Origin of the sequence: Micromonospora sp. NPDC005194 (genome assembly GCF_040608335.1) — a bacterium.
GTDB lineage: Bacteria > Actinomycetota > Actinomycetes > Mycobacteriales > Micromonosporaceae > Micromonospora.
The window spans coordinates 107,479-121,864 of record NZ_JBEXIA010000019.1 but is presented as its reverse complement, the minus strand read 5'-3'; the positions used below and the strand labels follow the sequence as shown (position 1 = coordinate 121,864).

Sequence of the window (14,386 nt, the reverse complement as noted above, 5' to 3'; positions counted from 1 at the left end):
ACGTCGTGGCCGGCGGCGGCGAGGGCGACGGAGAGGGCGTGCACGTGTCGGCCGAGGCCGCCGACGAGCACCGGCGGGTACTCCCACGACAGCATCAGCACCCGCAGCTGACGGGCGGGGTGGATGTCGATCACGTGGGCGTCGGGTGACATGCGGCCCCCTTTGAGTTGTCCCCGGGCGCGCGCCGACCGACACCGGAGTCGGTGTCGCCGTCGCGTCTGGATCGGGGCCAATCCTGCCGGGGCCGAGATAACCAGCGGAGACACCGCCGTTGCGGTCGTGTAAAGCGCTACTGGCCCTTGCGGCGCACCCGCAGCAGCTCGGCCACCGACCACGCCTGGAACGGGCAGCCGGTCGCGGAGTGCGGCGCGACGCCGTCGGCCGTCTCGCTTACCGAGCCTAGCCCATATTCGGTCAGATGGGACTCAATACCGATCAATACGTCATCGACTGACATCTTGCCTCGGCGGCAGGCGTCCACGTACGGCCCGAGCAGCCACGGCCACACCGTGCCCTGGTGGTAGCCGCCGTCGCGCTCGGCCGGGCCACCCCGGTGCCGACCCACGAACTCGGGCGAGTCCGGGGCGAGGCTGCGGGGCCCGAGCGGGGTGAGCAGCCCGGCCGCGATCCGGCGCAGCGTCGGCTCGTCCGGCTCCAGCGGCGCGAACGGCAACGACCAGGCCAGCAACTGGTTGGGGCGCAGGGCGTCGTCGTCGTGCAGGGCCGCCCCACCGAGTGGGTACGCCGGCGCGGGCGCGTCCAGCACGTCGTGCAGCCAGCCGGTCGGGGACGGGAAACGGTCCCGGAACGACGCGGTCGCCTGGGCGTGCCGCCGCCACAGCTCGCCGGCGTCCTGCCCGGCCAGCTCGGTCAGCTCGGCGAGACCGGCCAGCCCGTTGATCCACAACGCGTTGACCTCGACCGGCTTGCCCGTGCGCGGGGTGACCGGCACCCCGTACACGCGGGCGTCCATCCACGTCAGGGCGGTGCCCGCGGCGCCCTGGGCGAGCAGCCCGTCGGCCGGGTCGACAGCGATCCCGTAGCGGGTGCCGGCCACGTGCGCGTCGACGACCGTGCGCAGCGCCGGCAGCAGCTCGTCACCGAGATCGGTGTCGCCGGTGACCGTCACGTGCCGGCTCACCGCGTGCAGGAACCACAGCGTGCCGTCGACGGTGTTGTACTCCACCCGCCCGGTGTCGGCCGTGTTGGCGAGCATCCCCTCGGACAGCGTCGCCGCGTACGCCCGCAGCAGCTCGCGCCCCTCGGCGGCCCGGCCCGTGCAGAGGAACAACCCCTCGTACGAGATCATCGTGTCCCGCGACCAGGCGCCGAACCACGGGTACCCGGCCACCACGTCGACCGCCGCGCCGCCGGGACGGACCACGAACGCGTCGGCGGCCAGCGCGAGCGTCGCGTCCACCTCGTCGGCCGGCTTCGCCGCGGCCACCACCTGCCGGTTGCGTCGCCGGGCCGTCGCCACGATCTCGGCGGCCGGCGGCGGCTCCTCGTCCAGCCGGCCCGCCCAGGCCCGCACCGACACCGTGTCGCCGGGGCGTTCCAGCTCGCCGGCGAAGCGTCCCGCGTACCAGAGGTCCTCGTCCGGGTGCAGGCCCCGGGTGGCCTCCTCGCGGTGGTGCACGCCCAGCCACCACTGCCCCTCCGGCGTCCAGCCGGGCCCGGCGAGCCGGTACGCGCCCTCGACCACCGCGCCGTCCGCGACCGCCTCGACCTGCGGCGTCGGACCGTCGGCCCGACGCTCGCCGTGCGCGTCGCGCCAGGTGCACGCGGCCGACAGCTCCAGCCGGACCGGACCGCCGGCGACCAGCCGGTGGACGACCGCCACGCAGGAGCGGCCGGGCAGCATGGCCAGCTCCCGCTCGATCACGACCGCGCCGATCCGCCACCGCCACCGGGGCAGCCCGTCGACCAGGTCGAAGCGCTCCAGCAGCTCGAAGCCGCGCGGGTCGACGACGCCGGAGGACCACTCGTGGGCGCCGAGCCGGACCCGGGCGCCGGACGGCAGGGTGACCGCCGGGTCGAGGCTGACGAGTCCCACCTGGCGGGACGCGGGAGTTTCGCCCGGCACCACCAGCAGACCGTGGTAGCGGCGGGTCCGCAGCCCACCGACGGTGCCCATCGCGTACCCGCCGATGCCGTCGGGCACCAGCCACTCCCGGCTGGACGCGCTGGTCAGATCGCCGCAGACCTGCGGGCCGAAGTGAATGTCGATCAACTTTCCTCCACCGCCGCCGAGGTGTAACACGCCACGACGAGAATGGCCGCTGTGGTGAAGTACCTCGGCGGCGTCAAAGATGTGCACGTGATCACTGACCGATCGTCCTCCGACGCCTCGCCACCCGACGCTGAGCGGCTCCGGCTCGCCCAGGCCGACTCGGGGGAGCAGGACTGGCGTGCATGGGGTCCCTATCTGTCCGAACGGGCGTGGGGGACGGTACGGGAGGACTACAGCGAGCACGGTACGGCGTGGGACTACTTCCCGCACGACCATGCGCGGTCCAGAGCCTACCGCTGGAATGAAGACGGGATGGCCGGCGTCTGCGACGACCGACAGACCTTCGCCTTCGCCCTGGCGCTGTGGAACGGCAAGGACCCGATCCTCAAGGAGCGGATGTTCGGCCTCGGCGGCGACGGCGGCAACCACGGGGAGGACGCCAAGGAGTACTGGTGGTACGAGGACTCCACGCCCACCCACTCCTGGATGCGCTGGCGCTACCACTACCCGCAGGCCGCCTTCCCGTACGACGAGCTCGTCGCGGTGAACGCGCTGCGCGGCCGGGACGACACCGAGTACGAGCTGGTGGACACCGGGATCTTCGACGACGACCGGTACTGGGCGGTGACCGTCGACTACGCCAAGGCGTCCCCGACCGACCTGTGCATGGTGGTGACCGTGGCCAACCGGGGCGATGAGGCGGCGACCCTGCACGTGCTGCCCACCCTGTGGTTCCGCAACACCTGGGCCTGGGGACTGCCCGGCGGCGACCGGATCCCCCGGCTGACCGGGGAGGGCACCCGGCTGGTCGGTGAGCACCGGGTGCTCGGCCAACTGCTGCTGGAGGGCGACGGCGGCCCGGTGCCGCTGCTCTGCGACAACGACACCAACGCCGAGCGGCTGTGGGGGCTGCCCGGCCGCTCGCCGTACCCGAAGGACGGCATCAACGACCACGTGGTCAACGGCGCCCCCACGGTCAACCCGGCCCGCGAGGGCACCAAGGGCGCGTTGCACTACGTGCTCGACGTGCCGGCCGGCGGTCAGCGCCAGATCCGACTGCGGCTGACCCGTACCGCGTCGCCGCCGGCCGCCGCCCCGCCGCCCCCGGCCGACCTCCGGGACGGCTTCGAGGCCGTGGTGTGGGCACGGCGGGCCGAGGCGAACCGCTTCTTCGCCGGCGTGATCCCGGAGGCCGCGACCGCGGACGAGGCGCTGGTGGCGCGGCAGGCCATCGCCGGGCTGATGTGGGGCAAGCAGTTCTACCACTTCGACGTCAAGCGCTGGCTGGACGGCGACCCGGGCTCGTCGCCCCCGCCGGCCGGGCGCCGGCACGGGCGCAACAGCGCCTGGTGGCACATGACCAGCTTCGACGTCATCTCCATGCCCGACCCCTGGGAATATCCCTGGTACGCGGCGTGGGACCTGGCCTTCCACTGCGTGAGCATCGCCCGGGTCGACCCGGGCTTCGCCAAGGAGCAGATCCTGCTCCTGCTGCGCGAGTGGTACCTGCACCCCAACGGGCAGATCCCGGCGTACGAGTGGGCGTTCGGGGACGTGAACCCGCCGGTGCACGCCTGGGCGGCGCTCAAGGTGTTCGAGATCGACGGCGGCAAGGACTTCGAGTTCCTGGGCCGGGTGATGCACAAGCTGCTGCTCAACTTCACCTGGTGGGTCAACCGCAAGGACACCGGCGGCAACAACGTCTTCGAGGGCGGCTTCCTCGGGCTGGACAACGTCGGGCCGTTCGACCGCTCGGCGGCGCTGCCGGTGGCCGGCGTGCTGGAGCAGTCCGACGGCACCGGCTGGATGGCCATGTACGCCCTCAACCTGCTCGACATGGCCATCGTGCTGGCCGAGCACGACCGGACCTGGGTGGACACCGCCACGAAGTTCTTCGAGCACTTCCTCTACATCGCCGCCGCCGCGTACGAGCAGGGGCTGTGGGACGACGAGGACGCCTTCTTCTACGACGTGCTGCGCCTCGCCGACGGCACGAAGGTGCCGCTGAAGGTCCGCTCGGTGGTCGGGCTGCTGCCGCTGGCCGCCACCACCCGCCTCACCGCCAAGACCCTGCACCACCTGCCGGAGCTGGGCGCGCGGCTGCGCTGGTTCCTCACCAACCGCCCCGAGTACGCCCAGGTGATCGGCACCCGCCGGCTCGGCCCGGACGGCCGCCAGCAGCGGCTGCTGTCCATGGTCGGCCAGGATCAGGTGGTCCGGCTGCTCGCCCGGATGCTCGACCCCGACGAGTTCCTCTCCGACTTCGGCCTGCGGACGCTGTCCCGCGCGCACCTGGACAAGCCGTTCTCGGTCACTCTGGGCGGGCAGGAGTTCTCCGTCGGCTACGAGCCGGCCGAGTCGACGAGCGGCCTGTTCGGCGGCAACTCGAACTGGCGCGGGCCGATCTGGATGCCGACGAACTTCCTGCTGATCAGCGCACTACGCGACTACGCGGCGTTCTTCGGCGACGACCTCCAGGTGGAGTATCCGACCCGCTCCGGGGTGAAACGCTCGCTGGACGAGATCGCCGACGACCTGTCCGCCCGGCTGATCTCGCTCTTCACCCGGGACGACTGGGGCCGACGGCCGATCTACGGCGCCGCTCAGATGTTCCAGACCCACCCGGACTGGCGCGACCTGATCGCCTTCCCGGAGTACTTCCACGGCGACAACGGCGCCGGCCTGGGCGCCTGGCATCAGACCGGCTGGACGGCCCTGATCGCCGACCTGATCCTCACCCTGCGCCGCTGACCCGCGCCCCGCCCCGCCCGCCGCGCCCTGGTACCGCGCATGATCGTGCTCGATCCAGGATGTAGTGGTGTCGGTGGCGTGGTGAGGCGACTCGATCCTGGATCGAGCACGATCATGGGGCGGCGCTCACTCGTGCGGCGCGGCCTCGGCTGCCGATCTGTCGAGGAGGCGAACAGTCACCAATCCGTCATGAGGCGGATACGAACAGTGCTGGTCGTTACGCTCGGCCCGTGTCCGTACCTGCCGAGGAGGCAACCGAAGAGGACCGGCGATATCTCATCGTCACGGCCGCCCGCGAGCTGGCCGAGGCCGAGGGTTGGACGGGGCTGAACGGCCGACGACTCGCCGAGCGGGCCAACGTGGACGTCGGCGACCTCTACCGGCATTTCGCCGACCAGGAGGCGGTGCTGGCCGCCGTCGCGGTGCACGGCTTCGCCGAGCTGGCCGCCGAGCTGACCGCCGCCCACGCCGACAACCCCTTCCCGGAGCGGGCCTGGGCGGTGATGGCGACCGCGTACCTCGACTTCGCGTACGCCAATCCAGCTGTCTACGACGCGATGCTCGCGCTGACCCCGGACCTCGCCCTCGGCGCGGCCGGGGTGCCGGCGGCGCCGCGGGCGGTCTTCGCCGCGCTGCGGGCGGCCCTGCTCCCGCTGGCCCAGGGGCGTGATCCGGACACCCTCGCCGAGGTGGGCTGGAGCCTGCTGCACGGCGTCGTGATGCTCACCCGCGGCGGCCGGCTGCGCCCCGAGGCGCAGGAGGAGCGGGAGGCGATGATCACGGAGAGGCTGCTGTGGTGGCCCTGCCCGGCGGACGGGAACTCGCTGGGTGCCCGGGGCGGAATGCCCTAGAGTTCGCGTCCGCACGAGCATGATCGCGAGGAGGTGCCGGCATGACCACGGACCAGGCGGCCCGTCGACGGGCACAGGTATTGATCTTCGACGCGGACGACACGTTGTGGGAGAACAACGTCGTCTTCGAGCGGGTGATCGACGACTTCCTGGCCTGGCTCGACCACCCCACCCTGGACCGGGCGGAGACCCGGGCGATCCTCGACGACATCGAGCGGGCCAACGCGGTGGCGCACGGGTACGGCAGCAAGGTCTTCCTCCGCAGCCTCGCCGAGTGCCTGGAGCGGCTGCGCGAACGGCCGGCCACCGACGCCGAGCGTCAGGAGATCGACCGGCTGGCCCTGGCGCTGGTGGAGCACCGGGTGGAGCTGATGCCCGGTGTCGCCGAGGCGCTCGACGAGTTGGCCGGCCGGCACGAACTGCTGCTGCTGACCAAGGGCGAACGGGAGGAGCAGCAGCGCAAGCTGGATGCCTGCGGGCTGCTGCACCACTTCGGGGCGGCGCACATCGTCGCCGAGAAGAACGTCGACACCTACCGGTGGCTCATCCGCGAGCACGGGTTCGAGCCGGCCGACGCGTGGATGATCGGTAACTCCCCGAAGTCCGACATCCTCCCGGCGCGGGCGGCCGGTCTGAACGCGGTGTTCATTCCGAACGAGAACACCTGGGTGTTGGAGGACGACGAGCTGGACCCGACCGACACCGGCGTGCTGCGACTGGCCGCCTTCCGGGACCTGCTCCGGCACTTCTGACCGTCGAACCCGAACAGCGTCGAAGATCATGGTCGTGTTACGCGCACATGCCGCTTTTTCCCCTTGAGATCAGTCACGTCCCGGACGGTCCCGCAACGCTTGTCCGCCCCGTCGGGATCCGCCTAACCTGGGCCGGCGCTCACGGCCTTTCGGGGTGTGCCGGGGGCGCACCGGTGTCCGACGGGTGGGCACCGTGGAGCTGAGTGCAGGGCGGCCGGACCTCCCCGCCGGGCCGCGTGGCGTCGTGCCGCGCCCACGCGCGCGGTGGGTGCCGGACCTGTCCGCTCCCCGTCGGACGGCCGGACGTCAGGACCGGGTAGTTGCGGACCCGGTCCTGACCCGGCCACTGCGATCGGTGCCGGCCCGCTAGGCGCGGTGCCGGCCGTCGCCGGTGGGGCGGGCGTCCGGCTCGTCGGACCCGCCACGGACGATCGAGATCGCCACCCGGCAGAACTCGTCCATGTCCGGGTTGAACCCGGCCGCGATGTCGGGATGCAACCCGGAGCGGGTCTCGTCCAACAGCCGCTGGCACACCTGCTCGACCGGCTCGCCGGCGTAGCCGGCGCGAATCCGGTCGGTGGCTGCCTGGAGAGCCGAGGTCAGCTGGTCCTCCAGCGGCCCGCGCAGCTTCTGCTGCACGGGATCGAGCCCGCGCGGGTCGAGCGTGACATGTGGCTCCGACATCGTGCTCCCTTCGTCGGCGTCCGCGATACCCCACCGCGGCCGTCGGTCAAACGCCGGAAGGTACGGCGGCTACCCGCACCTGGTACGAGAAGTCCTCCGCCGGCTCCTCGTGGTACGACAAGCGGCGGATCTGCCGGTCGTCGTCGTAGAGGGCGACATCCACCAGGACGCCGAGGTGCGCCAGGCCGATGGTGGAGACCCGCTTCTTGTCCTGCAGCACCGCGCAGACGCCGCCGAGCAGGGTGCTGGCGTCGGATGTCCGGTGCCCGGGCGGGCAGCGCAGAACCAGGTCCACCTCGATCGGCCCGGGCAACGGCGTCCAGCCGGTGCGCTGGGCCGCGCCCAAGGCGGCCTGGAGCAGGGTGCGGACCCTCGTCGCCTGCCGGTGTCCGGCGGCGAAGATGGACAACGCTTCGGTCTTGACCGGTGGCAGGCCGCTCACCTCGAAGGTCAGGGCGAGAGCGCGGGTGTCCTGCACGACGGCACCTCCCTCATTGGGACGATCCTGCCGAACCGGTGCAGCGGCGGTGGGACGTTCCCGCGATAACCAACCGATCGGGCAGGCTGGGCCGGCCGGAGGCGTGTCGACGTCGGCGGCGAACGCGCTGGCTGCGGCGCTACGGAAACGCTAGTCGACGCCGCCCGCGCTGGGTAGTCAGTCGTTCACCCGGTGGGACGTGGCGGAAAGGCGCAGAACTCGTTGCCCTCCAGGTCGGCCAGCACCCACCAGCCGACCTCGCGGTCGGGTTCGCGGACCAGCCGGGCGCCGGCCGCGAGCAGCGGCGCCGGCTCCGCCCCCGCCAGCCGCAGATTCAGGTGTACGCGTGTCTTGCCGACCCGAGGCTCGGGCACCTGGTTCACCCAGGTCGACTCGGCGTCCGAACGCGCGGAGCGGGGGTCGACGCGGGTGTCGCTGCCCCCGGCGGCCCTGACGCAGCAGTGTCCGGGATGTTGTGCGGATCTTGCGGCGCGTTGGCCCGGGAGAGTGCGCGGTCAGCGCTGTTTGGCGTAACCGATGAATGCCTTCCAGGCATTCGGGGTGACGTGCAGGGTCCCGCCGTCGCGGTCCTTGGTGTCGCGCACCAGCACGACGTACGGCAGATTGTCGGCGACCTCGACGCAGGCACCGCCGTTGCCGCCGGACCGGGTCGACTTGCGCCAGCGTGGAGTCAGGGCATCCATGACTTCGTCACTTCCTTGATCAGCTCGATTGACTGCCGGCGGGGGAGGGCCTCGTTGCGAACGATCTCCCACGTCTTGGCCAGCTTAGCGACGTCGGTCGACGTGTCGACGATCTGCGCGGTGAGCTGGTTGTCGGCGTAGGTCACCCGTTCGCCGTCCGGCATCTCGGCGATGATGAACTGGCCACCCATCCCCAGGTACATCCCCGCGTCCACCGGGACGACGTGCACCTGGATGTGCTCCTGGGCCGCCAACTCCACCAGGTGCTCGCACTGTTCGAGCATGAGGCCCGGCTGGTCGAGCACCGGCCGGCGCAACACCGCTTCGTCCAGCACGGTGATGAGCTGCGGCGGGCGCGGGCGTCGCAGGATCGCCTGCCGCTCCAGCCGTGACGCGACGATGCGGTCGACGTCCTCGGCGTCGAACCGGCCGCCGGCCAGCGTGGCGCGGGCGTACCGCTCGGTCTGGAGCAGGCCCGGCACGTACGCCAACTCGAACCAGCGCAGCGTGGTCGCCTCCCGCTCGAACTCGATCCATTCGCGCAGCCAGGCCGGTTCGGCGTCGAGCCGGCCCAACCGCTCCAGCATCCGCTGGAAGCGCTCGCCGGTCCGGTGGTGGTTGTCGACCGCCCGCATGAACTCCTTCGTGGGCGGTCGCCCGCCCGTCTCGACGGAGCTGACGTGCGAGCCCGAGTAGCCGATGGCTCGGCCGAAGTCGTCCTGGCTGAGCCCTGTCTCCGCCCGGAGTAGCCGCAGTTCCTCCAGCACGTAGTCGGTGACGGTCCCCATCAATTCCCCAATCTCTGCCCAACCCGCATCGGCGTGTCGGTCCCGACCGCTCGCCTGAGTCCATGAGCTGCGCGGATGGCACGAGCGCGTATCGAAGGTAGTCGAGTCATCGCAGACTGTCACCAATGGCGGGTTCGCTGGTGGCCGCAACGGCGGTGGCGGGCTCTGCCCCCGGGGGTCGCTCCCGTTCCCCCCTTGCGGGAGCGGCCCCTTCCCCATGCGCGAGGAGGCCGATGTGCTGAGCCCGACAGACCACCACGACGAGACACGGTGGTGGTGATGGTGGTTCGTCCGCCCACCCCGCATGTCGCCATGCGTCCGCTGTGGCGGTGCCGCAATTGCGGCCGGGAGTGGCCCTGCCAGCCGGCCAAGCTCACCCTGTTGACGGAGTACCGGACCGACCGGACGGGTCTGCTGATCTACCTCGGCACCCTGATGAACGAGGCGACCCACCAGCTCACCCAACTCCACCCGGACCACCCGCCGACACGGATGACCGAACGCTTCCTCTCCTGGGCGCGAGCCCGGGGCTGACGCTTGTCGGTCGGGGCGGGGTGCTCGTCTTGCCCGTTGCGGGCAGGTTTCGCGGCGCGGGGAGTGGGGCAGTGTAGCCGCACGGAGCATCCGGGCCTGGTCATTTCCGCAGCTCATCGGCCCGGAAAGGTCTCGCCGTGCGCCGGGGCACGGATGCCCCTCCCCGGTTTCTCGCCGAAGAGAGGGGGAGGGCGATGACGGACCCCGAAACGGCTCGACACCGGCGTCGGCCGGCTGCCCGGCTTGGCGCCGCGGCCGCCGCGCTGGCGCTGGTCGCGCCGCTGGCCGCGTGCGGCGCCGACGACGGTGGCGGCGGCGGTACGCCGACGATCAACCTGTACTACCCGCCGGAGCAGAACCTGCAGAAGGTGGTCGACGACTGCAACGCGCAGGCCCAGGGACGATACAAGATCGTTTACCGGGTGCTGCCCCGTCAGGCCGACGACCAGCGGGTGCAGATGGTGCGCCGGCTGGCCGCCGAGGACAGCGGGATGGACGTGCTCGGCCTGGACGTCACCTGGACCCAGGAGTTCGCCAGCGCCGACTGGATCCGCGAGTGGACCGGCCAGGAGAAGTCCGACGTCGAGCAGGGCACCCTCGCCGGGCCGCTGGACACTGCCCGCTACGAGGACAAGCTCTACGCCGCGCCGAAGAACACCAACGTCCAACTGCTCTGGTACCGCAAGGACCTGGTGCCGCAGCCGCCGACCACCTGGGACCAGATGATCACGGCCGCCCAGCAGCTCAAGGACCAGGGCAAGCCGTACCAGGTGCTCACCATGGGCGCCCAGTACGAGGGCCTGGTCGTCCTCTACAACACCCTGGCCGAGAGCGCCGGCGGAAAGGTCCTCTCCGACGACGGCAAGAAGGCCGTGATGGACGACGGCACGGTCCGGGCGCTGGAGCAGTTGCAGCGGTTCGCCACGTCGGGCGTGACCTCGCCGTCGTTCAGCAACGCCACCGAGGACCCGGTCCGGCTGGAGTTCCAGTCCGGCTCGGGCGCGTTCCAGGTGAACTGGCCGTTCGTCTATCCGGCGTTGCAGGAGGCCAACCCGGAGCTGGCCAAGCAGGTCGGCTGGGCGCGGGTGCCCGGCATCGACGAGAACACCACCAGCAAGGTCACCATCGGCGGCGTGAACCTGGCGGTCAGCTCCTACTCCCGGCACCCGGAGCAGTCGTTCGAGGCGGCCCGGTGTCTGCGCAGCCCCGAGCACCAGAAGTTCTCCGCCATCAACGACGGCGTGCCACCGACCATCGAGGCGGTCTTCGACGAGCCGGAGATGACCGAGGCGTACCCCATGAAGGACACCATCCTCGAAGAGCTGAAGGAACCGGCGACCCGTCCGCTGACCCCGGCCTACCAGAGCATCTCGACCGTCATGTCGGCGATCCTGTCGCCGCCGTCGGCGATCCGTCCGCAACAGACGGCCGATGAGCTGCGCGGCGCCATCGCCGACGCCCTCCAGTCCAAGGGGGTCCTGCCGTGAGTGTCAACGCCACGCCGGCCGGCGCGCAGGTGAGCGCCGAGGCGGAACGGGCCACCACCGTCCCCACCCAGCGGGGCGGCCGTCGCAGGCCGCCGCTGAGTGAGAACAAGAAGGCCGAACGGCGACTCGGTTGGCTGCTCTGCGCGCCCGCCGCGCTGGTGATGGTCGCGGTGACCGCGTACCCGATCATCTACTCGGTCTGGCTGTCGTTGCAGCGCTACGACCTGCGCTTTCCCGATCAGCGTGAGTTCATCGGGCTGGAGAACTACGTCACCGTGCTCACCAACGAGTTCTGGTGGACGGCGTTCGGGGTGACCACGCTGATCACGGTGGTCACCGTGGCCGTCGAGCTGGTGCTCGGCATGGGGCTGGCGCTGATCATGCACCGTACGCTTGTCGGGCGCGGCCTGGTGCGGACCTCGGCGCTCATCCCGTACGGGATCGTCACGGTGGTCGCCGCGTTCTCCTGGCGGTACGCCTGGACGCCCGGCACCGGCTACCTGGCGGACGTGTTCAGCGACGGTGCGCCGCTCACCGAGCGGGCCAGCTCGCTGGCGATCATCATGCTGGCGGAGATCTGGAAGACCACGCCGTTCATGGCGCTGCTGCTGATGGCGGGGCTGGCGCTGGTCCCGGAGGACCTGCTCAAGGCCGCCTCCACCGACGGGGCGACCGCCTGGCAGAAGTTCACCAAGGTGATGCTGCCGGTGATGAAGCCGGCGATCCTGGTCGCGCTGCTGTTCCGCACCCTGGACGCGTTCCGGGTCTTCGACAACATCTTCGTGTTGACGGCGGGCGGCAACGAGACCTCGTCGGTGTCGATGCTCGCCTACAACAACCTGATCCGGGGTCTCAACCTCGGCATCGGCTCGACGATGTCGGTGCTCATCTTCATCACTGTGGCGATCATCGCCTTCGTCTTCGTGAAGCTGTTCGGCACCGCTGCCCCCGGCAGCGACGACGGGGAGAGGCGCTGACATGGCTGTCGAAACCACCACCCGGGCGAAGGTGCGCTGGGGTCTGCTCGACGTCCTCGTGGTCGTCTTCGCGATGGTCCCGGTGCTGTGGATCGCCTCGCTGTCGTTCAAGACGCCGGCCACCCTCACCGACGGGAACTTCATCCCCCGGGAGTGGACGCTGGACAACTACCGGACGATCTTCGACACCGACCAGTTCGTCCGCGCGCTGATCAACTCCATCGGCATCGCCCTGATCGCCACGCTCATCGCGGTGGTGCTCGGCGCGATGGCCGCGTACGCGATCAGCCGGCTGGACTTCCCCGGCAAGGGGTTGCTGGTCGGGGTCTCCCTGCTGATCGCGATGTTCCCGCAGGTGTCCCTCGTGTCGCCCCTGTTCGAGATCGAGCGTCAGCTCAAGATCTTCGACACCTGGCCGGGACTGATCCTGCCGTACATCACCTTCGCGCTGCCGCTGGCGATCTACACGCTGTCGGCGTTCTTCAAGCAGATCCCCTGGGACCTGGAGAAGGCGGCGAAGATGGACGGCGCCACCCAGGCACAGGCGTTCCGGCGGGTGATCGCGCCACTGGCCGCGCCCGGCCTGTTCACCACGGCGATCCTGGTCTTCATCTTCTGCTGGAACGACTTCCTGTTCGCCATCTCGCTGACCTCCACCGAGCGGTCCCGCACGGTGCCGGCCGCGCTGTCGTTCTTCACCGGCGCGTCGCAGTTCGAGGACCCCACCGGGGCGATCTGCGCCGCCGCCGTGGTGATCACCGTACCGATCATCCTGTTCGTCCTCTTCTTCCAGCGCCGCATCGTGTCCGGCCTGACCTCCGGCGCAGTCAAGGGATAGGTGAGTAGTCATGGCTGACATCGTGCTCGACAAGGTGAGCAAGAGTTTCCCGGACGGGACCGTCGCCGTGCAGGACGTCGACCTGGAGATCGCCGATGGCGAGTTCGTGATCCTGGTCGGCCCCTCGGGCTGCGGCAAGTCCACCACCCTCAACATGATCGCCGGGCTGGAGGACATCAGCTCCGGCGAGCTGCGCATCGGCGGCCAGCGGGTCAACGACAAGGCCCCCCGGGACCGGGACATCGCGATGGTGTTCCAGTCCTACGCGCTGTATCCGAACATGACGGTGCGGGAGAACATGGCGTTCCCGCTGCGGCTGGCCAAGCTGGACCGGGAGACCATCAACGCCAAGGTCGACGAGGCGGCCAAGGTGCTGGAGCTGGTGCCGCTGCTGGACCGCAAGCCGGCCAACCTCTCCGGTGGGCAGCGTCAGCGGGTGGCGATGGGCCGGGCGATCGTCCGCCAGCCCAAGGCGTTCCTGATGGACGAGCCGCTGTCCAACCTGGACGCGAAGCTGCGCGTGCAGATGCGCACGGTGGTGTCCCGGTTGCAGAAGCAGCTCGGCACCACCACCGTCTACGTCACCCACGACCAGACCGAGGCGATGACCCTCGGCGACCGGGTGGTCATCATGCGGGGTGGCGCGATCCAGCAGGTCGGGCCTCCGCAGGAGCTGTACGACCACCCCCGCAACCTCTTCGTGGCCGGCTTCATCGGCTCCCCGTCGATGAACTTCCTGCACGCCGCCGTGCAGGACGGCAGCCTGCACACCGCGCTGGGCGAGGTGCCGCTCGGCGACCGGGTCCGCCGCGAGTTGGAGGCGGCCGACGCGCCCCGCGAGCTGATCCTCGGCGTACGCCCCGAGCACTTCGAGGACGCCGAGCTGGTCGACGAGGACACCCGCCGCCGGGGTCTGGAGTTCGAGGCGCCCGTGGAGATCGTCGAGTCGATGGGCTCGGACAAGTACGTCTACTTCACGGTGGAGGGGGAGCGGGCCAGCGCCGCCGAGTTGGAGGAGCTGGCCGCCGACGCGGGCGGGGGCGACTTCGCCGGCACCGGTGGCAACCTGGTCACCCGGTTGTCGGCCGAGTCACCGGTCGCGGAGGGCCAGTCCCGCCGCGTCTGGTTCAACCTGGAGAAGATCCACCTGTTCGATCCGACCAACGGCCGCAACCTCACCCTGCACGAGGGCAGGTCGGCCGGCGCGCTCGCCGACTGACGGCCCGACCCCGCCGCCAGTCCCGCCGATCTTGCAGTCTCCGTTGTCGACCTGGGTCGAATGTCCCCTGTGTCGTGGCAGGAACCGCAG

Annotated in this window: 14 protein-coding genes and 1 pseudogene; 8 read left to right on the top strand and 7 right to left on the bottom strand. The window is 70.6% G+C overall.

What is annotated here, in order from left to right; genetic code table 11:
• Together ABZU53_RS18305 and ABZU53_RS18300 are read right to left on the bottom strand one after the other, a co-directional pair.
• The coding region (locus ABZU53_RS18305) for a glycogen/starch synthase (RefSeq protein WP_355066823.1) at positions 1–152 on the bottom strand (152 nt) is incomplete at its 3' end.
• A 137-nt stretch (positions 153–289) separates the two neighbouring features.
• Positions 290–2,233: an amylo-alpha-1,6-glucosidase gene (locus ABZU53_RS18300; protein ID WP_355066818.1), complete on the bottom strand. Its 1,944-nt coding sequence runs from the start codon at positions 2,231–2,233 to the stop codon at positions 290–292.
• Positions 2,234–2,275: 42 nt separating this feature from the next.
• Here ABZU53_RS18300 and ABZU53_RS18295 point away from each other — a divergent pair, with 42 nt between their 5' ends.
• The 3 genes from ABZU53_RS18295 to ABZU53_RS18285 all read left to right on the top strand — a co-directional run bounded on the left by ABZU53_RS18295 (position 2,276) and on the right by ABZU53_RS18285 (position 6,587).
• Positions 2,276–4,984, top strand: a complete 2,709-nt coding sequence (locus ABZU53_RS18295) for a glucosidase (protein WP_355066817.1) — start codon at positions 2,276–2,278, stop codon at positions 4,982–4,984.
• Positions 4,985–5,214: 230 nt separating this feature from the next.
• Positions 5,215–5,835 (top strand): TetR/AcrR family transcriptional regulator, encoded by a 621-nt coding sequence (locus ABZU53_RS18290; RefSeq protein WP_355066816.1) that lies wholly within the window; start codon positions 5,215–5,217, stop codon positions 5,833–5,835.
• Between the two features lie 41 nt (positions 5,836–5,876).
• Positions 5,877–6,587 (top strand): HAD family hydrolase, encoded by a 711-nt coding sequence (locus ABZU53_RS18285; RefSeq protein WP_354860946.1) that lies wholly within the window; start codon positions 5,877–5,879, stop codon positions 6,585–6,587.
• A 366-nt stretch (positions 6,588–6,953) separates the two neighbouring features.
• Here ABZU53_RS18285 and ABZU53_RS18280 read toward each other — a convergent pair whose 3' ends face one another.
• From ABZU53_RS18280 to ABZU53_RS18260, 5 genes and pseudogenes are all read right to left on the bottom strand, one after another.
• A complete protein-coding gene (locus ABZU53_RS18280) occupies positions 6,954–7,271 on the bottom strand; it encodes a hypothetical protein (protein WP_354860947.1) in 318 nt (105 codons plus the stop codon).
• A gap of 46 nt (positions 7,272–7,317) precedes the next feature.
• Complete coding sequence (locus ABZU53_RS18275; RefSeq protein WP_234589839.1) at positions 7,318–7,749, bottom strand: hypothetical protein; 432 nt, start codon at positions 7,747–7,749, stop codon at positions 7,318–7,320.
• Between the two features lie 185 nt (positions 7,750–7,934).
• A pseudogene (locus ABZU53_RS18270) lies at positions 7,935–8,144 on the bottom strand (VOC family protein); the annotation flags it as partial.
• Positions 8,145–8,264: 120 nt separating this feature from the next.
• On the bottom strand, positions 8,265–8,453 hold the full coding sequence (locus ABZU53_RS18265; protein WP_355066815.1) for a DUF397 domain-containing protein: 189 nt from the start codon (positions 8,451–8,453) through the stop codon (positions 8,265–8,267).
• A complete protein-coding gene (locus ABZU53_RS18260) occupies positions 8,441–9,241 on the bottom strand; it encodes a helix-turn-helix transcriptional regulator (RefSeq protein ID WP_355066814.1) in 801 nt (266 codons plus the stop codon). The genes ABZU53_RS18265 and ABZU53_RS18260 overlap by 13 nt, the downstream gene beginning before the upstream one ends.
• Before the next feature lie 279 nt (positions 9,242–9,520).
• Here ABZU53_RS18260 and ABZU53_RS18255 point away from each other — a divergent pair, with 279 nt between their 5' ends.
• The 5 genes from ABZU53_RS18255 to ugpC all read left to right on the top strand — a co-directional run bounded on the left by ABZU53_RS18255 (position 9,521) and on the right by ugpC (position 14,296).
• Complete coding sequence (locus tag ABZU53_RS18255; protein WP_354860951.1) at positions 9,521–9,775, top strand: flavin reductase; 255 nt, start codon at positions 9,521–9,523, stop codon at positions 9,773–9,775.
• A 194-nt stretch (positions 9,776–9,969) separates the two neighbouring features.
• Positions 9,970–11,262, top strand: coding sequence for an ABC transporter substrate-binding protein (locus ABZU53_RS18250; RefSeq protein WP_355066813.1), 1,293 nt, complete (start codon positions 9,970–9,972; stop codon positions 11,260–11,262).
• Positions 11,259–12,239, top strand: coding sequence for a sugar ABC transporter permease (locus tag ABZU53_RS18245; RefSeq protein ID WP_354860953.1), 981 nt, complete (start codon positions 11,259–11,261; stop codon positions 12,237–12,239). The genes ABZU53_RS18250 and ABZU53_RS18245 overlap by 4 nt, the downstream gene beginning before the upstream one ends.
• A 1-nt stretch (position 12,240) precedes the next feature.
• Positions 12,241–13,077, top strand: a complete 837-nt coding sequence (locus ABZU53_RS18240) for a carbohydrate ABC transporter permease (RefSeq protein ID WP_354860955.1) — start codon at positions 12,241–12,243, stop codon at positions 13,075–13,077.
• Positions 13,078–13,087: 10 nt separating this feature from the next.
• Positions 13,088–14,296 (top strand): sn-glycerol-3-phosphate ABC transporter ATP-binding protein UgpC, encoded by a 1,209-nt coding sequence (gene ugpC / locus ABZU53_RS18235; protein WP_354860957.1) that lies wholly within the window; start codon positions 13,088–13,090, stop codon positions 14,294–14,296.
• Positions 14,297–14,386: the final 90 nt, after the last annotated feature.

What these genes read in the sequence shown, in the direction of transcription:
- ABZU53_RS18265 (WP_355066815.1), bottom strand. Translation starts at nt 8,453, where the DNA reads ATGGATGCCCTGACTCCACGCTGGCGCAAGTCGACCCGGTCCGGCGGC.
- ABZU53_RS18250 (WP_355066813.1), top strand. Translation starts at nt 9,970, where the DNA reads ATGACGGACCCCGAAACGGCTCGACACCGGCGTCGGCCGGCTGCCCGG.
- ABZU53_RS18285 (WP_354860946.1), top strand. Translation starts at nt 5,877, where the DNA reads ATGACCACGGACCAGGCGGCCCGTCGACGGGCACAGGTATTGATCTTC.
- ugpC (WP_354860957.1), top strand. Translation starts at nt 13,088, where the DNA reads ATGGCTGACATCGTGCTCGACAAGGTGAGCAAGAGTTTCCCGGACGGG.
- ABZU53_RS18240 (WP_354860955.1), top strand. Translation starts at nt 12,241, where the DNA reads ATGGCTGTCGAAACCACCACCCGGGCGAAGGTGCGCTGGGGTCTGCTC.
- ABZU53_RS18255 (WP_354860951.1), top strand. Translation starts at nt 9,521, where the DNA reads ATGGTGGTTCGTCCGCCCACCCCGCATGTCGCCATGCGTCCGCTGTGG.
- ABZU53_RS18260 (WP_355066814.1), bottom strand. Translation starts at nt 9,241, where the DNA reads ATGGGGACCGTCACCGACTACGTGCTGGAGGAACTGCGGCTACTCCGG.
- ABZU53_RS18280 (WP_354860947.1), bottom strand. Translation starts at nt 7,271, where the DNA reads ATGTCGGAGCCACATGTCACGCTCGACCCGCGCGGGCTCGATCCCGTG.
- ABZU53_RS18295 (WP_355066817.1), top strand. Translation starts at nt 2,276, where the DNA reads ATGGCCGCTGTGGTGAAGTACCTCGGCGGCGTCAAAGATGTGCACGTG.